The organism is Vagococcus allomyrinae, from assembly GCF_017829975.1.
Taxonomy (GTDB): Bacteria; Bacillota; Bacilli; order Lactobacillales; family Vagococcaceae; genus Vagococcus_D; species Vagococcus_D allomyrinae.
In genome coordinates this window covers 88953-111657 of record NZ_JAEEGA010000009.1, presented here as the reverse complement: position 1 = coordinate 111657, position 22705 = coordinate 88953, and the positions used below count along the sequence as shown (strand labels likewise).

General features: G+C 41.7%; 22 protein-coding genes and 1 pseudogene. 2 read left to right on the top strand and 21 right to left on the bottom strand.

The features are described from left to right. Nucleotides 1-19: 19 nt before the first annotated feature. The 16 genes from I6N95_RS14365 to I6N95_RS14290 form a co-directional block, all read right to left on the bottom strand. Nucleotides 20-889 carry a nucleoside hydrolase gene (locus tag I6N95_RS14365; RefSeq protein ID WP_209529174.1) on the bottom strand — a complete coding sequence of 290 codons (870 nt, stop codon included), beginning with the start codon at nt 887-889 and terminating at the stop codon, nt 20-22. Beyond that, nucleotides 877-1563 (bottom strand): TIGR04282 family arsenosugar biosynthesis glycosyltransferase, encoded by a 687-nt coding sequence (locus I6N95_RS14360; RefSeq protein WP_209529172.1) that lies wholly within the window; start codon nt 1561-1563, stop codon nt 877-879. The genes I6N95_RS14365 and I6N95_RS14360 overlap by 13 nt, the downstream gene beginning before the upstream one ends. Further along, nucleotides 1556-2551 carry a phosphotransferase family protein gene (locus tag I6N95_RS14355; RefSeq protein ID WP_209529170.1) on the bottom strand — a complete coding sequence of 332 codons (996 nt, stop codon included), beginning with the start codon at nt 2549-2551 and terminating at the stop codon, nt 1556-1558. Before I6N95_RS14355 ends, I6N95_RS14360 begins: the two co-directional genes overlap by 8 nt. Then, complete coding sequence (locus I6N95_RS14350) at nt 2536-3252, bottom strand: TIGR04283 family arsenosugar biosynthesis glycosyltransferase (protein WP_245249532.1); 717 nt, start codon at nt 3250-3252, stop codon at nt 2536-2538. Before I6N95_RS14350 ends, I6N95_RS14355 begins: the two co-directional genes overlap by 16 nt. Then, nucleotides 3249-4253, bottom strand: coding sequence for an ABC transporter ATP-binding protein (locus I6N95_RS14345; protein ID WP_209529168.1), 1005 nt, complete (start codon nt 4251-4253; stop codon nt 3249-3251). The genes I6N95_RS14350 and I6N95_RS14345 overlap by 4 nt, the downstream gene beginning before the upstream one ends. Further along, a complete protein-coding gene (locus I6N95_RS14340) occupies nt 4243-5040 on the bottom strand; it encodes an ABC transporter permease (protein ID WP_209529166.1) in 798 nt (265 codons plus the stop codon). Before I6N95_RS14340 ends, I6N95_RS14345 begins: the two co-directional genes overlap by 11 nt. Further along, nucleotides 5033-5905, bottom strand: coding sequence for an ABC transporter permease (locus I6N95_RS14335; protein ID WP_209529164.1), 873 nt, complete (start codon nt 5903-5905; stop codon nt 5033-5035). Before I6N95_RS14335 ends, I6N95_RS14340 begins: the two co-directional genes overlap by 8 nt. Beyond that, nucleotides 5898-7133: an ABC transporter substrate-binding protein gene (locus tag I6N95_RS14330; protein ID WP_209529162.1), complete on the bottom strand. Its 1236-nt coding sequence runs from the start codon at nt 7131-7133 to the stop codon at nt 5898-5900. The genes I6N95_RS14335 and I6N95_RS14330 overlap by 8 nt, the downstream gene beginning before the upstream one ends. A gap of 23 nt (nt 7134-7156) precedes the next feature. Next, entirely contained in the window at nt 7157-7804 is a 648-nt protein-coding gene (locus I6N95_RS14325; protein ID WP_209529160.1) for a TVP38/TMEM64 family protein, read from the bottom strand. Nucleotides 7805-7811: 7 nt separating this feature from the next. Further along, complete coding sequence (locus I6N95_RS14320) at nt 7812-8567, bottom strand: heterodisulfide reductase-related iron-sulfur binding cluster (protein WP_209529158.1); 756 nt, start codon at nt 8565-8567, stop codon at nt 7812-7814. Further along, on the bottom strand, nt 8564-8938 hold the full coding sequence (locus tag I6N95_RS14315) for a 4Fe-4S dicluster domain-containing protein (RefSeq protein WP_209529156.1): 375 nt from the start codon (nt 8936-8938) through the stop codon (nt 8564-8566). The genes I6N95_RS14320 and I6N95_RS14315 overlap by 4 nt, the downstream gene beginning before the upstream one ends. After that, on the bottom strand, nt 8925-9647 hold the full coding sequence (locus tag I6N95_RS14310) for a TVP38/TMEM64 family protein (protein ID WP_209529154.1): 723 nt from the start codon (nt 9645-9647) through the stop codon (nt 8925-8927). The genes I6N95_RS14315 and I6N95_RS14310 overlap by 14 nt, the downstream gene beginning before the upstream one ends. A gap of 40 nt (nt 9648-9687) precedes the next feature. After that, the gene (locus tag I6N95_RS14305) at nt 9688-10149 is read right to left on the bottom strand and encodes a rhodanese-like domain-containing protein (protein ID WP_245249530.1); all 462 of its coding nucleotides are present in this window, start codon (nt 10147-10149) and stop codon (nt 9688-9690) included. Nucleotides 10150-10222: 73 nt separating this feature from the next. Then, a complete protein-coding gene (locus tag I6N95_RS14300) occupies nt 10223-10633 on the bottom strand; it encodes a hypothetical protein (RefSeq protein ID WP_209529152.1) in 411 nt (136 codons plus the stop codon). 15 nt (nt 10634-10648) lie between these two features. Next, nucleotides 10649-11680 carry a sulfurtransferase gene (locus I6N95_RS14295; RefSeq protein WP_209529151.1) on the bottom strand — a complete coding sequence of 344 codons (1032 nt, stop codon included), beginning with the start codon at nt 11678-11680 and terminating at the stop codon, nt 10649-10651. 432 nt (nt 11681-12112) lie between these two features. Next, complete coding sequence (locus tag I6N95_RS14290; protein ID WP_209529149.1) at nt 12113-13057, bottom strand: sulfurtransferase; 945 nt, start codon at nt 13055-13057, stop codon at nt 12113-12115. Between the two features lie 214 nt (nt 13058-13271). Here I6N95_RS14290 and I6N95_RS14285 point away from each other — a divergent pair, with 214 nt between their 5' ends. Then, nucleotides 13272-13625: a hypothetical protein gene (locus tag I6N95_RS14285; protein ID WP_209529146.1), complete on the top strand. Its 354-nt coding sequence runs from the start codon at nt 13272-13274 to the stop codon at nt 13623-13625. A 113-nt stretch (nt 13626-13738) separates the two neighbouring features. Here I6N95_RS14285 and I6N95_RS14280 read toward each other — a convergent pair whose 3' ends face one another. The 4 genes and pseudogenes from I6N95_RS14280 to I6N95_RS14265 all read right to left on the bottom strand — a co-directional run. Continuing rightward, nucleotides 13739-14689 (bottom strand): DUF979 domain-containing protein, encoded by a 951-nt coding sequence (locus tag I6N95_RS14280; RefSeq protein WP_209529401.1) that lies wholly within the window; start codon nt 14687-14689, stop codon nt 13739-13741. Between the two features lie 8 nt (nt 14690-14697). Then, the gene (locus I6N95_RS14275; RefSeq protein ID WP_209529144.1) at nt 14698-15387 is read right to left on the bottom strand and encodes a 5-oxoproline transporter, DUF969 family subunit; all 690 of its coding nucleotides are present in this window, start codon (nt 15385-15387) and stop codon (nt 14698-14700) included. 153 nt (nt 15388-15540) lie between these two features. Beyond that, entirely contained in the window at nt 15541-18720 is a 3180-nt protein-coding gene (locus I6N95_RS14270; protein ID WP_209529142.1) for a M14 family metallopeptidase, read from the bottom strand. A 430-nt stretch (nt 18721-19150) separates the two neighbouring features. Further along, nucleotides 19151-20488, bottom strand: a pseudogene (locus tag I6N95_RS14265) (PTS transporter subunit EIIC); the annotation flags it as partial. A gap of 258 nt (nt 20489-20746) precedes the next feature. Between I6N95_RS14265 and I6N95_RS14260 the strand changes: the two are divergent. Then, nucleotides 20747-21946 (top strand): enolase C-terminal domain-like protein, encoded by a 1200-nt coding sequence (locus I6N95_RS14260; RefSeq protein WP_209529140.1) that lies wholly within the window; start codon nt 20747-20749, stop codon nt 21944-21946. A gap of 2 nt (nt 21947-21948) precedes the next feature. Here the strand turns inward: I6N95_RS14260 and I6N95_RS14255 are convergent, their stop codons facing one another. Next, entirely contained in the window at nt 21949-22653 is a 705-nt protein-coding gene (locus tag I6N95_RS14255; RefSeq protein ID WP_209529138.1) for a GntR family transcriptional regulator, read from the bottom strand. Nucleotides 22654-22705 lie beyond the last annotated feature (52 nt).

Sequence of the window (22705 nt, the reverse complement as noted above, 5' to 3'; positions counted from 1 at the left end):
AATCGGCTCCTCTTTGGTTTTATTTTTTTAAGATTTGTTGAATGGTCGTCATCATAAGAGCATTAAACCCTTGAACATCTAATAGTCTTTCAGGCATCGTGACCTGTTTACCTAACTTAGGGCCTGAGGTTAGTCTCATCAGCCCAGTCGTTGTGTCCTGTTGTGAACTTAACCAAACCGATTCATCGGAAAATAACTCTGGCTTCTCTAAGTAAATCGCGGTGGTCATGTCCCAATTGCAAAAACCATCCATCCCTAAATGCTCAAGATTCCAGTCACACCATTGATCCATTACTTGCCTTAACCACTGATTCTGTGGGATGCCACCACTCACCAAAGACTCGATTAACGCTCTTGGAAAATAAGCTTGAGCCGTCAAGTGACCCGTCATAATCACCAAAGGGGCTGCTGATAACAAGACAGCGGCCGTCGCTTCAGGGTCACATGAAAAATTCAATTCTTTAACCCCGTGACCATTGACCACTAAAGGTGCCAGTATTCCTCCCATCAGGATGATCCTTTTGACCTTTTGAAAAAAATCAGGATAGTACTCGACGGCCCCTAATAAATTAGTTAAGGCGCCTGTCGCAATAATCGTCATTTCTTGAGGATATTTAGCAACTTCCTCAGCTAAAAAACGACTTGCGTCACTCCTTCTGTTTTGACCATTTTTTGCGCCTAAATAAACGGGCAACGTCACATCAAAGGTTGATATAAACGTCTGTGTTCCCTTTGCCACCTCTGCTAGTTCCGCATTTCCGTAAGTTAAGGTCAATCCCATTAAATTGACGGCCGAAGAGCCAAGTAAATACAAGATTGTTAAGCCATCGTCTATATCTTTTTCTGGCAGTCCAAACGTATTGTCACAATCAAAAATCACCCGTTCCATATAAACCTCCTTTGATTTTGCCTCAACCACTGATTTAGACGGTAATTTTCAGGTAACTTGATGGCCTTATAGCCAATTAAATCTTGATGATAATCAATGTCTCCTAGTGTTTCTACCTGACAGACTGACTTATTGGCTTTGGCTATTTTTGTCAGTGTTTCCTGAAACACACTGCCTTCCCCCCAAGAAAGGTCAGTTTCTAAAAAAAGGTAGCTAAGATCCTGTTGCTGGGCGCCAATCAAATAGTATCCGCCGTCGACAGAGGGACCAATCACCACCTCATTCGTCATTAGTCGAGTTAACGCCGTTATCATTCGATCCATTGTCACACCGGGAATATCACTACCGATTAACACAACACGCTGATAGCCACGTGCAAATAAGGTTTGAAACGCCTCAAACATTCGCTCACCGATGTTCTGCCCTTTTTGGGGGAAGCTAGTAAAAGAAGTGGGCATTTCTTTTAGAAAATGACTCGGCTCTCCTTCATCTGAATAACAGACAAAGACATCACATCTTTTCTGAGTTAACGGTTGTAGTTTCTGGAATAAATCAGCGATCATCGCTGCTTGAATAGCCGCACAGTCTACAATCGACAAACTTCCTACCAAGCGGGTTTTGACCTTGCCAGGAATCGGAATTCGGGTAAAGATAATCAACGCCTCCTCAATCATAGGCTAACACCTGCTCCTTTAAAGTTCTCTCCAAAAAAGCTGGCTCTAAATACTGGCTGACTTTCTCAAAGATGGCCTGATTTTTTAACGCCTTTGTGCCGGATAAGTATTGATCGTAAGCCATGGCTGACCACGCTAAGGCTCGCAACATCATGTAAGGACTATAAATTGCTAACGCCTCCTCCAACGCGCCTTGATCGATGCTTCTATGCGCTGTATACTGATCGATAAACAACTTCTTTTCATCATAAGTTAACTGGTGATGCCCGCGCCATAATGTGGTGGTGGAAACTAAAAATTGCGTTAAATCTTGGCATGGATGGCTAATAACCGGTTTTTCCCAATCGATTAACCACCCTTGCTCTTCGCCGATAATGAAATTATGAGCATTCACTTCCGTGTTATTAATACACCAGCAGTTCATTTCTTCAAATATTTTCTCTTGTCTGCGATTCTTTTGACAACGATCCCAAGCTTTTTCAAATAATTGCAATTGCTTAGCGCTCATGTGCGGACTTTTAAAGACTGGTGCCAACAACTGACGACACTCTGCCACCCGGTCAGTTAGCAATCGATATTCCCTTTTAAGAGGCAACTGATCGGAAATTGGCAAATTGTGAATATCGCTAAAAATAGCAGCCGCTTCTGTTAAATCAGAGCGATAATCAAGTGGTCGCCCCGGAATAAAGGCCATCACTAAAAGCCCTTGAGGAAAATAGCGACGACTATCGTCAACATAGTAAGGCTTTGGTGTTCGCAGAGAAGGTTGTAAATACCCTAAAGCTTGAAATTCATACATAATTTGATTGGAAAGGTTCATTTGGCTTTCATAGTTAAGTCGAAAAACAAATTGTTGACGGCCATCTGCTACTAAAAAGTTTTGATTACACTCTCCTTGAGCCAAAAAACGAACAACAAAATGGTTCTCTAAACCTAATCCTTGTTGCCAACCGACTTCTTGGAGATACGTTCTTATTTTTTGCTCCATTTTCCCTTTCCTTTCTCACGGTGATAGTTGCTAGCCAATTTTTCAGGAGAAACGCCTAATAGAAATCGCAACTTAAGATAATGCATGTGAAAATGAGTGCGCCATTTTCCACCATCCACAAATCGTCTAGCAGAGGTGCCAATTGATTGGGAATGACGACAAAAAGCCCCAAGCTTTCTAAGTTGACGACTTAATAACCAATCCTCCATCAAAGGCACTTCTGAAAACCCACCAGCCTGTTGATACGTGCTTTTCCATAAAAACAACCCTTGATCGCCAAATATTAGACCTAAATACTGAGCTCGCCAATTCGATGTGCCTTGCAAGTAGCGGAAAAACCATTGCTGATTATCATAAAAACACAAGGGGAAAAAGCCCGCCGCACATTTTTTCGCTTGAAGTATCGCGAGCATCTCCTGAAAGACATCGCCCTTTGGTAATTGCGAATCAGCATGTAAAAACCACAGTAATTCTCCCTGACTAAGGCTCGCTCCATAAGCCAATTGTTTGCCGCGATTACCTTCTGGTAGAATCTCGACGCGACTGTCAGCTTGAGCACATTCAACTGTCCGATCCTGACTACCTCCATCCACCACAATTATTTCTATCTCAAGTGTCGTCGGAATTTCCTTAATAGCCGACAAAAGTCCGCCGATTCGCTTTTCTTCATTCAACGCTGGAATAATGATCGAACACATCATGGCAACATCACCTGCCAGCTAGTTTCTTGAGTATCTAAATAGACACCATCACCGACTAAAGCTTGTCCACCAATATTCGTAAAATAACAAAGTGTTTCGCCAATGCGCAAGCTGTAGCGCTGACCGCTTGGCTGCCAAGTTATCTTTTCAACCGTCCCCTTAAGCCCTTCAGAGCCAAACACAAAAGGTTGTCCAAAAGGCACTAGCAATACCGCCTCTCCATTCAGATCAGCAGGATTAGCAACTGTTATAACTGTCTCGGTTCCCGCAATAAGAAAGTTGGTCGAGTGGACCGTTCCCTTCAGATAATTCATTTCATTCAGAAAATCCGCCACCTCTTTGCTGTTGGGATTAAAATACAAGTCCTTTGGTTTTGCCACTTGCACAATACGCCCCCCCAACATCACAGCTACTTTATCAGACAACTGAAATGCCTCTTCTTTATCATGAGTCACCAACAAAATACTAAAGTGATATTCCTTTTGCAACGCCACCAAATACTCCCGAGTACTCCCTCGCAAATTGGCATCCAGACTAGAAAAAGGTTCGTCTAATAATAGCAAACGCGGTTCTAAGATAACTGCTCGAGCCAGTGCCACTCGCTGTTGTTGGCCACCAGATAACTCAGCCGGATAGGCCCTTTCCAAACCCTCTAATTGCAATTTTTGACAAATCAAGGCCACTTTTTTGGCGATTGCCGCTTTGTCTCCTTTTTTCATACGCAGACCAAAGGAAATATTTTCACTAACCGTCATATGAGGAAATAACCAAAAATCTTGAAAGACTAATACGGTGGCCTCTTGAGAATAGTCATTTTGAAAGATGATCTGGCCAGTATCAGCCCGTTCAAGCCCTGCGATGATTTTTAGCAAGGTGGTTTTCCCAACACCAGAAGGCCCTAATAAGGAGACAACCTCACCAGGCTCAATGCACAAGTTAATCGACTCCAAAATCTGTTTATTTTGATGGGAAAACGACACATGTTGTAATTCAAGCCCCATCTTTTCGGCTCCTTTCATCATGGCTTAAAGACAATACATAATTGATCACGCTGACGCCTATTAGCGAAGCAGCAATGAACAACAAACTATAAACAGACGCTATTTGCATCCGTCCACTTTGAGCATAAGGAAGTAAGATCATCGGCAAGGTGACAATCTTCCCACCTCCTATAAAAAAAGTTGGCAAATACTGACTCATGGAAATGATAAAGACTAGACTACTGGCTGATATCAGACCGGGCTTGACTAGGGGATAAGTAATCGATCGCCAAATTTGCCAGTTAGTCGCCCCTAAGGTTTTGCCACTCAGTTCATATCCTGTGCCGATTTGACGGTACATTTGCATCATAATTTGCAGACTATAAGGTAACAAAAAATAAACATGAACCAGTATGATTCCTAAAAAAGTACCTGTTAATCTCAATTGAATAAAGCTTATCTGAGTAGCCGTCATCACCGCAACTGCTGGTAAAATCAATGGCAAATAAATAAGCACTTGCAGCCCTCGAACAGGTAAAATCTGTTGGAAGGCAAAAACCTTAGCTGTAGGAATCGTGACGAGCATAGTCAAGCTTGTCGCCAAGCAGCCAATTAGCAAACTATTAAGCAAGGCCGGCTTTAATTGAGAATCAGATAAAAGAATTTGACCGATGTGAGACAGCCTGAGCTCACTTGGTAAAATATGGGGGTAAGTCCATTGACCGCTAACGCCGATTAAGATTAACCAAATAAAAGGTAGCAAGATTAAAGCCCCCCATATCAGTAAAATCCCTTTGAACCTATTCATAACGACCTCCTCCCTGACCTCCTGGTAAGCGGCGACTGATCGCTAAACTAACTAACACGACAGTCGTACAAATAGCTGACATTATCAGATTCAGCGCCATTCCCTGTGGCCGCTTAGCTAGGTCAGCTTGACTAAATAGCGTGTAAGCTGTTACGGCTAATGTTTCTCGACTTGGCGAACCCAACATATAAGGGACTTCAAACGATCCGAAAACAAACGCAAATAAAATCACAAACAGTGTGAGTAACGTCGGCTGGATTAAAGGGAAAACAATATGCCAAAAACGTTGCCAGAAAGAGGCTCCCAGTGTTTTTGCCACAAGCACATACTGCAAATCGACCCGTCTTAAAATAGCCAAAAGAGTGACTGCCACATAAGGTATTTGCTTGTATAAAAAGACCAAGATGATCCCTACTCCTGCTCGATCGTGGACCAACAATGGAAAGGAACCTCCGTCATTAATTAGCCCCAAAGCCAACATAACTCGTGAGAGTAGCCCTGTTTGAGCAACCATTTGTAAAACCATCATCACCACAATAATGTGAGGTAAAGCAATTGGTAACTGCAGGAGCCCTACAGCCCATTTACTTCTCTCACTTCTTTTCAGGACCACTAAAGCTAAACTTAATCCTAGAACCAAGGAGAGGCCTGCTGTCGTCAAAGCTAAGTAACAAGTATACAGCAGTGAGCGTTGAAAGTGTGGATCGCCTAAGACTGACTGATAATAGCCCAAGGTCAATTGTTTTAAGCCGATAATGGGATAGTAACCTAAACTTACCTGTAACGCTTTAAGCAATCCACTTAGCAAAATGGAGACATTTAGCAAAAGAAAGGGGACCAACTTCAACCAAGATGCCTTATTCATGAAGCACATACTCTTTCCACAGTTCTTCAATCAATGAAATTTTTTCGGCCGCTACTTCAGGTAATTGTTTGGCCTGTAACTCCTCCAAGCTCAAGACACCTTGATTATCATACAAACTTGCCAATGTTAGCACTGATTCTGCTGATAACTTATCTGCTTCAAATGGCGGAATGCTAAAACCATATTTGGCAGATGCTTTGGCCAACTGTGCTTCTTCACTAATCATCTCATTGATCAGCACGATAGCGGCATCTTTCGCAGCCGAATTCGCCGCAATAGCCAAGTAATTTTGATTGGTAATGGTTCCCTGATCAAAAACAAACGATTCAACCGACTCTTTAAATTCCTGATCCTGACGTTTTTCCGCCACGTGCATCTGAGAGTAACTGTAAGTCAGATGGACTTGATTAGCAGCAAATAGCTGATCTAATTCGGCAGTCGTTGCTGGATAGGTCGCACCTTTTTGCCACAGAAAGGGTTTTAACTCATTCAAGTAATCCAACCCGGGCATAATCACTTGATGGAGGGCTTCTTTCTCAGCCGGTGCTTGATTCAAGGCCTCAAAGCCGATCACCTCACAAATAATGTTGCGAACAAAGGCGCTGCCAGTAAATTCAGGTGGTGCTGTATAGGTCAGCTTCCCAGGATTCTCCTTGGCGTAAGCCAGCAGGGCTTGAGCACTTTTAGGAAACCCTTTGCTAAAGTTAGCCTGATCACCGACAAAAACTAATTGAGCTGTTCCATAAGGTACTTCGTAGCCCTCAATTTCAACACCAAAATCATAGTTAAACTCATGACTGTCCACAGCCATTAATTTTTCAACATTGGGCACCCTCTCTGTCACAGGTCCATATAATAAATTCGCTTGTTTAGCTGTATAAAAATTTTCACCATTAATCCAAATCACATCAATATCGCCTGTTTCAGCTTGAGCTTCTTTTTCATTTAGAAGCTTTGTTAGAATATCATTGATGTCCATTGGCACCCGTTTAAGCTTAATATCGTATTTTTCTTTCATCTTTGGGGCAATCACCTCATCTACCCACTGATTGGCTTTTTCCGAACCACCAAATCCGTAAAAACTCACCGTTTTACCTTTAGCGGTTTGTTCAGCCTCTGCAAACGATGCTGGTTCTGGAATGGCAGAATCGGCTGTTGGTCTTGTTTGACATCCAACCAAACTGACTCCCATCAACAAAGCTAACCAAATATTAGCCATTTTTTTCATCGTATCCTCCTTATTTTAACGCTTTAATAATAACTGCTTAAGATTTTTTTGGGGACAAATGACAGTAAGCTTAATAACATGCCTGCTAGAGCTAGCTCTCCCAATAATTGCAGCGAAACGCCTTTTGTGGCAATTTCAGAGGCCATAAACGCATAGATAAAACTAGCTGGCATCATCGTCACAAAAGAAATAGCAGAAAATTTACCGACTGTCATAGGCGTTAATGCGTAGGCATAACTTTGAATCCCATAGGGGAAGATCGGGACTAAACGAGTAAATATGAGAAAGGAGACGCCATTCTGAGCCACCCCTTTTTCGATTTTTTGAAAAACTTGGCTGTTGCTAAACCGCTGAATCACGTAGTCCCGCGCAACGAATTTACCAATCATAAAGGAGATTGTACAACCAATAGACGCGCCGATAATCGTCAGCGCTCCGCCTAACCAACCGCCATATATCAACCCTCCAACCACTGCTAGAAATTGGCCTGGTAGCATTAAGACCGCGACTAGTATGCCTAGCCCGATAAACAAGACATATCCCCACCAGCCAAAATCAGCTAACAGCAACCTTAGTTGGTCAATATCTGTCAATAGATCAACAAGCCCTACCTGATAAGCGATAGCCACAAATATAATCATCAATCCAATAAACAGTGTGATTTTTTTCATGAGCAGACTATCCTTTCTGAATCACTTTTTTTGACCGATAGCGATTTAGCCAGGCACTAAGCGGCTGACTAAGGGGATCTGTTTGGCTCTTGTCTGTTTGATAGACAACATCGCCAAAGATTAAATCCAATAAATGCCACGCCTGGCCGCCACCTAAAATCATGGCCGATGTACAGCTGGCACAATAAGTCACAATTTGTGTCGTCTTAAACTCCTGCACCCGTTTAGTCGCCTGATCTTTTGCTAAAGTCGGATTTGTAACACCGCACATGCCGCCCATACCGCAACACAGCGTATTTTTACCACTTAAACGATTTTTAGCCACCTGATACCCCAATTCACTTAATAAAAAACGAATGGCATCATGGATTTCAGTCAGATCCTTGGTTGGACAAGAATCCTGAATTGAAAAGACCACATCACTGTCTTGGGCCTTGCCTTTTAATTCCTCAGGCAAACCTAGCTCAGCCATCAAGACCCATAAAGAATTAGCTGAAAATTGAGCTTCATGATTCATCGTAGCCAAACACCCCTGACAAGCAACAATTAGCTCCTCCACCTCACAGCTTTGAACGGTCTCAACTAATTGTTGAAACCGTTGCCGAAAACGGTCTTCATCGCCAATATATTTAGTCGGTTTGCCACAACAGGCTTGAATCAGTGCTAAATCAGGATAATAGCCCTTTAAATAAGCAATAATTTGGCTGATCCGTTTCGGGCTAGAAGAACTTAAGGAACACCCAGCCATAAAACCATACCTCATTGTTTTCTACCTCCTCGATTGTCTCCAGTAAAAAATCGGTGACACGAAAAAAACTGATGGAGCTCAACAGACCGCAAGGCCTTTAAAGGCCTTCCTTGATTGCTTTTAACTAAATCCTGACGCATTGCTAGAAAACTTTCTCCCAATTTTAATTGAAGAGGGCAAACAACGGTACAACGTCCGCATAACAAACAAGAAAAAGGGAGTAAGGGCTCACTTTCACCGGTCGCCAAGATGGTTGTAAATAAGTCTTTCGGATTCTCACAAAAGCTTTGCAAAAAAAGACAATCCTTCATACATCGCTGACAGGCTGTGCATTCTGTGGCAATCTTCTGAACCAAGTCTAGAGTCTCTTCACTATATGTCGTCATGTTCACCTACTACTTTCTGTCCATTTTTCCGATTCAACAGTACTTTCTTTAAAATAAGGGAGACGACTACCAATAAACAGAAACCCAAAATACCATACAATAGGGCCTTCGTTTCTTTCCCCAAACTACCGCCAACAAACGAATAGACAATGGTTGCCGGTAATTGACCGACACCTGTTGCGATTAAAAAAGACCACAAGCTCATCCCCGTTAAACCGGCTGCATAGCTGACCACGTCAAAGGAAATAAAAGGAAACAGTCGACAAATAAGGATCGTGTAATTGCCATACTCCTCAAAAAAACCATCCATCTTTTTGAGAGCCGTGGCCGTTACCAGCTTTTCAGCTACTGGTCGCCCTAAAAAACGCGAAATATAAAAACACAAGATCGCCCCTAGCATCGCCCCAGTCCATGAATAAAAGGCCCCTTGCGCCCAACCAAATACCCACGCATTGGCAAAGGTAATCACAAAAGCAGGTAGAGGTGCTACAATTGACTGAAACATCATTAATAACATGGAGACCATCGGTGCTAAAGCACCAAAAGACAATATGTAATCCTTGATGGCCTCAATGTTAGCACTGGCAAGCAGTCTGGTCGCTTGATTTAGGACTGACCTCAGGGGTGTAAACAAGTAGCACAGCACAATTAAAACGACTATCACCATGATGATTAAGCCTTTCCGATGTGTCTTCCATTTAGTGTTCATATGGCTCTCCTTTCATTACTCATCACCCAAACCCCTCAAATTAATCTGTCACCCATAATTCTTTATGAGGCCATCCTTTCGCCCCTTTTTCAATAATATAAAGTCGTTCTGGGGCAACCCCTTCTTCTTGCATAATCGAGATCGTTCGTTTTGCTCCTGATCCCCCACCAAGGCACATGACATAAATCGGGTCATCTCCATCGGCAAAGTCAGGAACCGCATCAGACACCAGCTTTTCCAATTCAGCTGTATCTACCGGATAGGCTGGCACACTCACTGAATCTGGCACATGGCCTTTAGCAAAATCGGCCTCAGGTTGAATGTCAATAATTTGATAGCTCTCCCCTTGATCGATCGCTTCCTTTAGGTCGTCCGCCGAGATTAGTTGCCAGTTAATATCACTTTCCGCCCGATCATCTGCCTTTTTATTACAAGCTCCCAAGGTAACTACCACAGCTAATAAACAAAAGACTGCCACACTTTTTTTCATTATTTTTTTCATTTTGATCGCCTCTTTCAATTTTTCACTTCCAAGAAAAGCCACACTGTTACCATCTCTCACTCCATAACCCGCATCACTGATTCGCAACTCGTAATCGACACACGATAAACTGACCGCAGATGGCCAGTAGAAAAGCAGTTGAAACAAAGTAATAGAGGGATACCTTTAATGGAGAAATCGCCCACTGCCAATAGACGAATCCAATGGATAAAATAAAACCTGTCACCAAAACTAGCCAGACACTTTTTAAGCGCCCTTGCCGCCACAAGCTCAAAGTAACAGCTAATATCCCCAATAATAACAATACTGACAAACCGTCTAGCAATAAGCCAACAGGCCCTCCAGCCAGTTTTTTTGTATAAAAAGACACATTTCGCATAAAACTTAAGTGGTTAGCATAATAAATTTTCAGCTGGTATAAGACAACTAATAATCCTAACTGAAAAAGATGAATCAACACGATCCTCCCTCGTCCCTTCCTCATTGGACACCCTTCTCTCTATTTTTTGATTTCAAGGGTTTCTGGTTCACGAGGATTTCCCACTTGCACTGGGTAGTTACTCGGGTCTTTCTGATGACCTAAATCCCAATCATACCAACCACCATCATAAAGTTGGACATTATCCCAGCCTTTTTGCAAGCAGATGAAAAAGGCTGTTGCAGCTCGCCAACCAGTGCCACAATAGAATGCCACTTGCTTATCTGGTGTAATTCCCCAATCCTGCCATTCAGAAAAAATGGCTGTTGGTTCCTTTATGGTGCCATCTGCATTAACAAGATAAGCCACATCGGCACTTGATTTACTAGATTTAGCATAAACTGCTCCTAAAGGTTCACCAGCATTTTCGATATAGCCGTAACCACTAGTTTCACCTGTGAACTCCTCCCAACTGCGAATACTCGCCAACACTAAATCAGGATTCTTAGCTTGAGCGGCCAATAAATCATCCGCTGTTTTTATTAAGTACTCTGGTCTAGCAGGTACTGCAATCCCAAACTCTGTGGCTTTTTTCCCTGTTTCATTGCCTTTTTCTAAGTCATTGCCAGCCTCTTGCCAAGCCGCTAAGCCCCCGTCCAAGATTTTTACATTATCAACACCAAGCCAGTACGCCACAAAGGCCACCCGAGCCGCTGCATTAATATCCTCCGAATAGACAATAAGCTGACTGTCTTTTGTGATTCCCTTTGCCAAAAATGCCGTTTCACATTCTTTAGCCTCTAAAATATTCCAATGACTTTCCTCAGTTTCGATCTCCATCGTGTCCATGTGAAGGGCCTTTGGAAGATGACCTTTTTCATAAGATTCTCCTTCTCCGTACGAGGCCTCTAAGACAATCGTTTTTTGATCTGCCAACGCTTTTTTTACCCAAGAAACATCCACAAAAACATCATCTTCCTGAATATCACCAACTAATCGCTGTTCTTCTACTGCCTTTTGCGAATCCTCCGTTGTTTCTTTTGATTTCTGCTGACATCCTACTAATATAAACAATCCAATGATTACTGCACTCAATCCTAATTTTTTTTTCATTGAGATATTCTCCGCCTTTTCCTAAGATCATTCACTTGATTTTTACTTTTCTTTTTATGAGCTTACCAAAATGCTCATCCTTTCACGATGACAACAAGACTAATTTACCCACGCCAAATAAACATACGTAGAATCGTATGTTTTCCTCAACTATATTTCCAGTGTCACGTCACTACTCCCCTAAAACCAAGTAACAAAGACCTTTTACAAGCTAATACCCGATCATCCAAACAATGAATAGGTTACGAGTAACTAGAATAGCTGTCTAGCAGTCATTAAAGACTCGATAATAGAGCTGATATAGATCGCTCCACGTTCTTTTTTTGAGGAAAACCCTTGATTCGCTCGAACTTAGTCACCGCTAAGTAGGAGATTCCTCAAACATAAGCATCAAATGTTTTGTAAGTCATTTCCTCACCCCACCATCATCTCTTATTTCTCGACTTTATTATTTGCTGACCAAGTATAATAAGACCCATCATAATTTTTCACTTGGTTATACCCGATCGACGATAAAATCACCGCCATATACGCTGAACGAATGCCCCCAGTACAATACGTCACGAGCGCATCCTCTTTAGCCAATCCAGCTGCTTCGGCTAATTCTGCAATCGCCTCATTTGATTTCAAGTAGCCATTCTCTTGAAACAAATCAGTGTAAGCAAAATGGATCGCCTTCGGTAAATGGCCTCCTTTGGCTTCGCCAAATTTAGTTGCTCCGTCATACTCCTTCTTGGAACGAACATCGACCAACTTATAATCCGTAAAATCAGCTTCAAGCTCTGTCGTGTCAATACTTTGACCTTTATCCAGAGACTCAATTTCAACGTTAACCGACTCGAGAGTGGTTATTTTTTTAGAGGTAGGCAAACCAGCTTCCTTTAAGGCTTGCATTCCACCGTTCACCAGCTTAACTTGTTCGTAACCCGCTTGATTTAAGGTCCACAAAATACGCCCATCTTCTCCCCAACCTTCAACACCGTCAGAAAACAAAACCAAATTGGCCTCCTTACTCAAACCAGCTTTTCCTAATCGCTTAGCCAATTCTGGCGCTTCGTAGACTAGTCCCCATTCGTATTCACCTTGATCAACGTCTTCCACATTGGATAAGTATTGCCAAGAAACGGCTGCCGCGCCTTCAATCGTTCCTTTTTTAGCCGTTTCCTCACCACGGCAATCGACTAATACTACATCATCTTTGCGGGCCGCAACGTCTGTTGCCTCAATCACGTAATCGCTCGTAAAGTCTGCCGAGATCGCAGCACTAGAATTATTCGTTTTAAACTGAGATTCATTCTTTTTCCCTTCATTATTAGAACAACCTGACACCGCCAACACGATCATTCCCACTACTAGCATCTTTGGTAAATTCTTCAATCATTTCTCCCCCTTCTGCTTTCAACATCCGCTCTGATACACCTAATGGAAACCTTTGCAATACTACTTAAATCATAGCAGTTTGTGCTTATCATCACAAGAGTCAGTTTCACTTCAAAAAGTGTTCATATCTCATTAACTATTCCACTCCATTGTATTAAACTATCCTTTTTAGTACAATAAATGAATAAGCTAGCCAGGAGGTTTCAGTAAATTGCCAGCCCATCAATTCCAAAAACAAAAGAAAAAACTCAAGAGGAAACTACTCACTGCCAGTTACGTTGGTTTAACAGGTCTTATTTTTTTTATTTATTCAGTTCAAACCCTCAATAAACTGCTCGATCAGCAGGAGTTCTATTATCAATACACCGTCCCAAAACTAATTCAATGGCTTTTTGATCAAATCGGCCCTATGTTAACTATTGCACTATCATTATTAATTAGTTCCTTAATGATCACTTTCGGTTTATATCAACTCTTCACTTATCGAACTCAATTTGCTAAACTTGACTCTTCTGTCAAAAAAGAGCAGTTTTATGATTTCAAAATGATGATCGACGAGGATTAACCTTTTTAAAATAAGATGGACTTGGAATCAACTAAGCTAACTCGCCTACTCAAACTAAATAGGAATCGAGCCGAAACTCGATTCCTATTTAGTGACCTCTTAAGGGTCTATTTTTATTTAAACATGATCATATAACCAATTTGGAAGATCAAAATCAGAATAGCTGGAATTATTTGATTTTTAATCACACCAAATCTATCCTTCATATCTAACATCGCGACTGGCACCACATTAAAGTTAGCGGCCATTGGCGTCATCAATGTGCCACAATACCCGCAAGTCAACGCAATCATGCCAATAATGACAGGATTTGCCCCGTAAGCTAAAACAAAAGGTGCCCCAATCCCGACCGTCATGACGGTAATCGCCGCAAAGGCATTTCCCATTACCATTGTGAAAAGCACCATTCCTAAAGCGAAAACGATAATGCCCACATTGACATTGCCTTCAGGAATAAATTTTCCAACAATCTTTGACACCACATCACCAACACCTGCTGCCGTAAAGATAGCACCTAAACTTGCTAGTAGCATCGGCAACATACTTAGAGGACCTACCTGCGATAAAAGGCGTTCTGAATCATTTAAAAAGACGGTAGGTTTGTTTTCTGATGAAAAGAACATCAATAAAATGACGGAAACTATCACACCAAAACCAACTCCAACTAAGGCCCCTAGATCAGTAGCTAAGGCAAAGATGATCGCAAAAAGCCCCATACTAATAGCGGGAATAAAGATTTTCGCCCCAATTTTGTCAGACATTTTTTGCATATGCTCAGCAGATGGTGCATGAATTTTTCCAACCTTAACCTTTTTGGTAATCGCTGGCAGTGTCATCACAATCACGATGATTCCTGACACTAATGGCGGGAACCAACGACCGAAAGCCAACACAATTCCTAAAGAACACCAGAAGATTGCAGTGCCATATGGGGCAGGATTTTCCTTATCACGGGCATTTTTAATGCCAACATAAATCGCAATCAAGCCCATAAACATATACAATACTTCTAGTAGTTTAACTCCTAAAGTCATTTCAGGTGCTGTACTTGTAAAAAACTCAATAATCCCCATTATTTTTCACCTTTTTTCTTAGCTTTGTATTGTTTTTGGAACTTGCGATCTTTCACGTTATAATAAACAATCCCAACAAACAGAGCAAAAATACTGACTGGAATCGTTGCTTTGGCTAAATCAACCAATTCAACTTCGTATCCTAGGCTAGCAAGGGTAGATTGAACTAACAAACCACCGCCACCGCCAACAAAGAGCACTTGACAGAAAAACCAAGCGATGTTTTCCATACCAGAAGCCATCCCTTTTAATTCTTCCACGTGTTCTTCGCTTGGTTTATTACCAGCAGCTTCAATTGAGCCAACTGCCATCGGCATGATAATCGGCAAAACAAATCCGGCAACACCACCAAAACTAACATTAAAGGCGGCAAAAATCCCCCGCATAATACCATAAGCACCAATCACCAAACCAGAGGTGGCCCCTTTTACATGGCCAATTAATTTAGCCGCTTGATCTTTTAGCCCATTCCGCTCCAACGTTCCTGTGACTAACATAATAATGATAAAAATGGCCATGGCCCGATTAGCCACGAAACTGGATCCTAACGTTTCCAACAACCCTTCCACACCCAATCCACCGACTAAAGCAGTCGCAATTGCGGCAACTAAAATAATCAAAATTGAATCTAACTTCAGAGCAAATCCAACAATGACGATTAAAATACCAATTAATTTTAAATACTCCATGTTCTCTCCTACTTTCTTATATGTTCCTGAATTTTCAGGAATTTTTATGAATCATTTCAATTATAATTCAGGAAACCCCGATTTGCTAGATAAATTCTAAGGCATTCCCCAGACTGTCCCTCAACTAAACAGACCGTTACTAGAAACGTCGGTTTAACCTAACAAGGGCCTTTGACGAATCCGTTTCAGTCGAAGTGACTCCTCCCCAACTTGCCACTCTTCTGACCAATTAGGCTCTAGTTTTAGTAATAGATCAATTGTGGCGAGATCATGGGTCAGATGAGTCTCCCCACATAACTTCAGATATGCTCCTTGAGCCGTCTCATCTGCCACTTCACTTGTATAAGCAACAGAGGTAATCCACGGAAAACGGATAGACGGGTAACGGTGGTCTACCTCATAATCAAAATACAGCCAATAATTTATCATATTTTGATAATAATTCGCTGGAAATAATTGGGGTAACCATTTGTGAGCGTAGGTCTCAAAACGATTCATCCACTCCTTATTTAAGGACGTCATCTCTTGATTAGCGCCAATTGCCTGAGCAATCGCTTTTTCAATCGCCTGATTCAACTGAAGATTAGCCTTAAACTTATCATCTTTGACCGCCCAAAAATAACCGTACAGTAAAGATCGAGGCAACCAAAACCCTTTATAAGAAGGTGAGGTATAACCAGAAAATTGTTGATCCCATTCATGAGAGGGAACACCATGGTTATCGACCACCACGTCAGGCAGGAGCTGATACCAGATCTTAGTAAAAGCTAATGCTTCTGGGTAAATCGTGTCATGGTTAAAATACTCATTATAAAACTCTTTTCCGACCGCATTAAAGCGTGCCACATGAAGTTTCCAACAAGGATTTTGTTGCTGCAACTGATGGTGAATTTCTGCCCCGTCAACATTTTCTAAGGGAACAATCATCAGATTAAGTCGCTCACTTAATGAAGCATACTTAGGATTAGTTAACAATTCCTTGATCAGCAACAGAGCCCCATTGGTTCCTGAAACTTCGTTGGCATGATGGCGTGCATTAATGATTAGTGAAGGATAATTCGTCAACCGTTTAACTCTGGAGACATAAGCACTAGTATTGCCAGCAATTTGAATGCCGTAGATTTCACGTCCTTGATAGGTTGTGCCTATTTGGCTAACTGAAAGCTCTGGCACGCACTTCAATTGAGTGATAATCTGACTATATGCCTGATAACCGATCACTTCAGTTTCCATTAAATCAATCTCTTCAATCGACAGCGTTGGAAGTGTTGCGGCTTTTGCAGGAATCTCAGCCGAAAAAACGGCTTCATCCGTTTTAAATGACAAGCTAGCAAAGCGCTTGAGATGACTCACTACTTCTAAGTCACCAGTTCTCACTAATCTAACATAGTGGTCGAGATAATCCTCAGCGATGCCTTCTGTTCGGATGACCAGATCAAAGAGCCCCGGTTCACAACTCTCATTAATTTCTTCAATAAAAACCTTCACTTCTTCTTTCCGATACTGCGAATAGCGCTTACGTCCAGCCTGCCAGATAAAAGGCTGAGTGTCTTCTTGATCGTAAACTGTACACTTAAAGCTAGGCGCGCCTGTTCCCACTTTCAACACCGGCAACAGTAAGCCAGGAGCATCCAACAAACGATTCCATTTCTTTAGCCCATATTTCTTAAAATAATCTAAGCCAACAAAATACAAATCTTCATGAAAGCTATTTAAGCTCGAAATCATGTCTTGTCTGGAGTTCAAATAATATTCCGGCTCGCTGACCGTGGCCTCTAAAACAATTTTTGAAAATAAGGGCTCGTGACAGTTCTCCCCTAAGCCATTGGTTTTAGCCGTCACTAATTCACCAAAGGTCGGTAAAAGCTCTTGCTGATAGCTATCCCAGATCCGCTCTAAATCCGTTTTTATTCGTTGCTGAATCACTTCCTTTTGATTGATTTCCACCCGAATTTGGCCAGTGGCCGGATGGGCCTTCCCTAATTCTGGAAACTGGTCAATATAAGAACGTTCTGCCCAAACCGCTTGATAACTTTTGTGATAAACTTCTTGTTCCTGAGCATATCCTTTTAAAAGATAGGTCGTCTCTTGCTGATTATTAACACTAAACTGAATGGAATCAGTCGAGAGAGACAATTTTTCTGCCAACACATCGTCAATCGGATAGAGCTCTTGTAAAAAACGAATTGGCAAGTCCAGCCAACGATCCGGGTTATCATCCGAAACAGTATGATAACTTGGCGTTGCCCCATCTTCATCCAGCCACTCCTCTTGCCCTTCAGGTAAAAAAGGTTTAAATTGAATGTCAATTCGGTCCAACCTTTCCAATTGACTTAACTCTGGAATAACATAGTCGCTTATCCAAGAAAATCCTTGTTTGTAAGCCGACACAATTTCAACTTTTGTCACCTCTACTTTCATCTCTAATAATTCTTGGATAATCTCAGCTTGCAATTGCTGACGCTGTTCGATCCCCTCACTTAGACTGCCATAAATGGCGATTGAATCACCAGGTCTCAATTGTGGATAAATCTCTTCTTGCAAAAAAACCTTGAATTCCGTCACTTCCCAAATAAGTGAATACTCTTTCTCAAAAATCTTAACTGGCGCTATGTATTGTAAAAAGTCTTGGGTCTGACTCTCCTCCTTAGTCGCTGTATATACTTGTTGACCATCCGGATTTTGCAAACAAAAACTTTTAGTCATCTCCTGCATGACAGTCAGCAAACTTCCGCCACTTTGATCATCTGGAAAAAATTGACAAAAATGAGCGACAAAATTAACCAAGGACTGACCTTCGCCTCTTAGTTTAATCACTTTACGCCCTTGATTTTCGGCAACACTGATCCCAGATCGATCATTAGTTTCAACCACTAGCAGATTACCTGCATCCTCTGCCGTCGCAAAGAGAGATCCCTCGTATGCCGTTGTTTCCATCCCGAAACGATACATGATATTACATAAGGCAGATAACTGCCAAACGTCAACCGCCTCAACCAACCAGACTTTTAAAGCCAATTGATCAGCCAAAAAATCATCATTGAGATCTTGCAACAAATAATCTCTCTCAAATAATGATTCCAACCCTTGCTGACTACGCCAATCGAAGTCCAAACTTTTTTCAGCAAACTGGTTAACCGAATTCCCCTCATCAGTTGTTGACAGATTCACTAATTGATTTTCCTGATAAAGAAAGGCCACATTTGTCCAATTCTCTATGTCACAAATCGGAAATATCGCCATCTCCGCTCGAAAACCTTGCATAAAGGCCACTTGGATGGCTTGTTTCTGTTCTGCTAAGCTCATTCCTGCTCGTATGACTAGCTTTTCCATTTTTCTCCTCCTCAACTAATTGTTAATTCCTGCCTTAACGCTTCCCTTATAATTTCCTAACCAACTACCCTCATTTCCACCACAATTTGGTTTTTCTTTTATGATAGCACAGCCCTAGACAGGTGTTAAACAATACCTTCATTAATTGCAAAAAAGTAGCCTCACTCATCTTTTAAGTTTCATTTAACTCTAACCTATTAGACTAAGGACAAGTTAAAGAGCGCACATCATCCAGGGATGGCCACGGTGGTCAAGTAACAGTTTTAGGTTCGACTCCTAACATCCACATTACTCCAAGAATTTCAGCTTATCCTTTTGCCACACTTCCCCCTAGTGTGGTTTTTTGGTTAACTACAATGACAAAAAAGCCAAAAAAAAGAAGCCAGCAGTTAACGCTGGCTCCCACTCACTAAGCAGTTTTTTCTGTTTTTGGTACTAAGAAGTATGCAATCCCAAAGGATGAGGCTATCGCCAAAATAATTCCTAAGACAGCGAAAATAAAGTATTGCCCAATATAAGCTGGCAAGCTGAAAATACTCGACAAGATATACCCATAAATTCTAACACCGAAAGCCGCAATAAAGGCCGACGCAAGCGAACTTCCGACTGTAGCAGCGATAAAAGCTTTTTTGTATTTAGTTAACACACCGAATAAAGCTGGTTCAGTAATGCCCAACAAACCGGAAACCGCAGCCGAAACGATAATCGATTTTTCCTGCTTGGTGTTAGCCTTAAAATACATGGCCGCTGTGGCACCGGTGATGGCCATATTTGCCATAAACATCATCGGCATTAACATGTCGTACCCTTGATTCGCAAAATTTTGCAACGCGATCGGAGTCATCGCATGATGTAAACCAGTTAAAATAGCGATTGGGCGAATTGCACCTACTATGATACCAGCCAAAATCGGCGAAATCGAGAACAACCAGCTAACAGCACCAGCCAATAAATTGCCAGCATGAATACCGATTGGGCCGATGACGGTTAACGCTAAAATCCCCACTAGAAACAAGGAGATAGTTGGTGTAAAGACCGTTCTTAAGACTTCCGGTAAAACCTTATCGACCCACTTATAGACATAACTCAATGCCAAAACTGAGAAGATAATCGGAATAACCGTTCCAGCATAATTAAAAACCGGCACTGGCACTAGGCCAAATAATAAAAATTGCGAAATCTCGCCAGCAGCGACGGCTGCTGTCATCGTGGGAAATTGCATGGTTGCCGCGATCGCAATCGCCAAATACATATTCGTGTTAAAAATTCGGGCAGCAGAAGCCGCCACAAAAAATGGCAAGAAAGTAAAAACACCACTGGCCAGCATATCGATGACTAAGAAGGTCGGCGTCGTATTCGAGATAACGTTCAAGGCAACTAGTCCAGCCATTAACCCTTTGATCATTCCGGCACCGGCAATCGCAGGAACAATTGGGCCAAATACTCCTGAGACCGTATCCATAAAGAGGGACACTAAGCCTTTTTTCTCATGAGTTTCCGCAGGCACCTCCGTTTCTGATTCCAGATTTAAGAGCGAGGCTAACGTGGTAAAATATTCCGCAACTGCGGTACCGATAACCACTTGTAACTGATCACTTTGATATTTTGTGCCCATTACTCCTTTAATCTTAGCCAATTCCTCATAATTGACCTTACTCCCATCCTTCAAATCAAACCGCAAGCGAGTCATACAATGCCAAGCATTATTAATGTTACTTTCTCCGCCAACATTTTCGATGATCTCACGGATAGATTGTTCATGTTTCATTCTGACCAACTCTTTTCTTTTAAATTATCGTGATTCCGTTTGCAAGGTCATAATAGCATAAAATAACCAGACATCAAAACAGTCCTAATAAGTATAAAACGACTAACAAAACCTTTATTTAAAAGCTTTCCTCGTCATTTCAAAACAAAATTGGACTGGTTTTTAAAGCTATTTAGCCATTTTGACAAGCCAAATTGACTCCGCCTTGTCAGCATGGTTAAATAACTACTATAGATAACTATTTTGAGGAGTGTGGAAATGAAAGAAACAATCATTACAGATGTTATATGTTACGCCATCCGACCAGATCGACATAACTTAGTCGTCGTTAAAGTGGAAACCAATCGTGGTGTTGTCGGCTATGGCTGTGCCACGTTTCAGCAACGTCCGCTAGCCGTCAAAACTATGGTTGAAGAATACCTTAAGCCTATTCTAATAGGGAAAGATGCCAATAATATTGAGGATTTATGGCAAATGATGTTAGTCAATGCTTACTGGCGCAATGGCCCTGTGATTAATAATGCTATTTCCGGTGTTGACATGGCACTTTGGGACATAAAAGGCAAGCTCAGCAACATGCCTCTTTACCAACTGCTCGGTGGCAAATCCCGCACCGCAATTCCAGCATACACTCATGCTGTTGCTGATAATTTAGACGATTTATATAGCGAGATTGAGCAGTTTTTAGCTGAAGGCTACCAGTATATCCGCTGTCAACTTGGTTTCTATGGTGGCAATGGCACCGATATGAATCTTCCCCAAAATCCGTTAGTCGGCTCTTATTTTGACCAAAATCAATACATGAACACAACACTCAAAATGTTTGCTGCTGTCAAAGAAAAATACGGGGATCAATTCCAAATGTTACATGATGTTCATGAGCGACTGTTTCCTAATCAAGCCGTTCAATTTGCGAAAAAGGCGGAGCCTTTTGACTTGTTCTTTTTAGAAGATCTCTTGCCTCCTAATCAAAACGAATGGTTGGCCCAAGTCAGAGCCCAGACAACGACCCCCATAGCAACTGGCGAACTGTTTAATAACCCAGCAGAATGGAAAAATCTCGTCATTAATCGGCAACTGGATTATATGCGAGCTCATGTTTCACAAATTGGTGGCATTACCCCTGCTTTAAAACTGGCACACTTTTGTGAGGCGATGGGCGTCCGGATGGCCTGGCATACACCGTCGGATATCACTCCCATTGGCCTAGCCGTCAACACCCATTTAAATATCCACCTGCACAACTCAGCTATTCAGGAAAATATCGATGTTCCAGCTAATACTAAAAAACTTTTTAGCCATGTTCCAGAGCCTGTCAAAGGTTATTTTTACCCCATTGACAAACCGGGAATTGGCGTTGAATTTGCCGAAAATTTAGCAACTGATTACCCGCCCGTATACCGAGAACACGAGTGGACCCAAAGTCGAATTCCCGACGGCACACTAGTCACCCCTTAACTTTATTGTCTAAACTGATGGTTTTGCTTATTAAATGGCGTAATATACGTACAGGAATAATCAATCGCAATCAATTCACTGTATTCGTAGACGCGGCCATCATCCAATAAGCAACGATTATCAATTTTCATCGCCGGGCTACCCTTCTTACATTGAAGAAAGATAGCCTGTTCTTTTGTAATTAACACAGGGGTGTAGCTGGTGATATAATGGGAGATTTTAAACCCACTTTGCTGGACAAATTTCTGAATGGAACTCTCAACGACTTTTTGGGTTAATTCAGGAAAAAGGCTAACTGGCATCCGTGACGTTTCTATTTGAGTCAATTGAAAGTTAACAATTCGCAGGCGCTGAAATTGCCAGACCTCCTCTCCCTTTTCAATTTGAAACGTTTGACAGTCTTTTTCATTGGCCCTTTCTTTTGTTAAAGAGAGAAGCTTTGAAGAAATCCGATCATAAGGATTGCGCGTTAAGGAATTATAGACTAAAGGATTTTGTTTAGCACCTTTGGAAATATACATGCCAGATCCCTGAACGACTGTTATCACCCCGATGTCCTGAAGGCTCTTAATGGCCTCTTGGATGGTAAAACGAGAGACTTGGTAGACTTCAGCCAAAGCCCGTTGATGAGGTAATTTCCCTTCAGAAAATTGATTTTGATATATTTTACTCAATAAGTCTTGCACAATAAATTCTCTTTTTTGCATGATAGTATCTCCTAAATTATTTTCATCTATTGTAACTTATCTTGGATAGTAA

Coding starts and splice junctions, on each gene's coding strand:
- I6N95_RS14305 (WP_245249530.1), bottom strand. CDS start 10,149: ATGAAAAAAATAATGAAAAAAAGTGTGGCAGTCTTTTGTTTATTAGCT.
- I6N95_RS14350 (WP_245249532.1), bottom strand. CDS start 3,252: ATGATGTGTTCGATCATTATTCCAGCGTTGAATGAAGAAAAGCGAATC.
- I6N95_RS14295 (WP_209529151.1), bottom strand. CDS start 11,680: ATGAAAAAAAAATTAGGATTGAGTGCAGTAATCATTGGATTGTTTATA.
- I6N95_RS14275 (WP_209529144.1), bottom strand. CDS start 15,387: ATGGAGTATTTAAAATTAATTGGTATTTTAATCGTCATTGTTGGATTT.
- I6N95_RS14360 (WP_209529172.1), bottom strand. CDS start 1,563: ATGATTGAGGAGGCGTTGATTATCTTTACCCGAATTCCGATTCCTGGC.
- I6N95_RS14345 (WP_209529168.1), bottom strand. CDS start 4,253: ATGGGGCTTGAATTACAACATGTGTCGTTTTCCCATCAAAATAAACAG.
- I6N95_RS14365 (WP_209529174.1), bottom strand. CDS start 889: ATGGAACGGGTGATTTTTGATTGTGACAATACGTTTGGACTGCCAGAA.
- I6N95_RS14270 (WP_209529142.1), bottom strand. CDS start 18,720: ATGGAAAAGCTAGTCATACGAGCAGGAATGAGCTTAGCAGAACAGAAA.
- I6N95_RS14260 (WP_209529140.1), top strand. CDS start 20,747: ATGAAAGAAACAATCATTACAGATGTTATATGTTACGCCATCCGACCA.
- I6N95_RS14335 (WP_209529164.1), bottom strand. CDS start 5,905: ATGAATAAGGCATCTTGGTTGAAGTTGGTCCCCTTTCTTTTGCTAAAT.
- I6N95_RS14300 (WP_209529152.1), bottom strand. CDS start 10,633: ATGAGGAAGGGACGAGGGAGGATCGTGTTGATTCATCTTTTTCAGTTA.
- I6N95_RS14340 (WP_209529166.1), bottom strand. CDS start 5,040: ATGAATAGGTTCAAAGGGATTTTACTGATATGGGGGGCTTTAATCTTG.
- I6N95_RS14330 (WP_209529162.1), bottom strand. CDS start 7,133: ATGAAAAAAATGGCTAATATTTGGTTAGCTTTGTTGATGGGAGTCAGT.
- I6N95_RS14325 (WP_209529160.1), bottom strand. CDS start 7,804: ATGAAAAAAATCACACTGTTTATTGGATTGATGATTATATTTGTGGCT.
- I6N95_RS14320 (WP_209529158.1), bottom strand. CDS start 8,567: ATGAGGTATGGTTTTATGGCTGGGTGTTCCTTAAGTTCTTCTAGCCCG.
- I6N95_RS14315 (WP_209529156.1), bottom strand. CDS start 8,938: ATGACGACATATAGTGAAGAGACTCTAGACTTGGTTCAGAAGATTGCC.
- I6N95_RS14310 (WP_209529154.1), bottom strand. CDS start 9,647: ATGAACACTAAATGGAAGACACATCGGAAAGGCTTAATCATCATGGTG.
- I6N95_RS14355 (WP_209529170.1), bottom strand. CDS start 2,551: ATGGAGCAAAAAATAAGAACGTATCTCCAAGAAGTCGGTTGGCAACAA.
- I6N95_RS14255 (WP_209529138.1), bottom strand. CDS start 22,653: ATGCAAAAAAGAGAATTTATTGTGCAAGACTTATTGAGTAAAATATAT.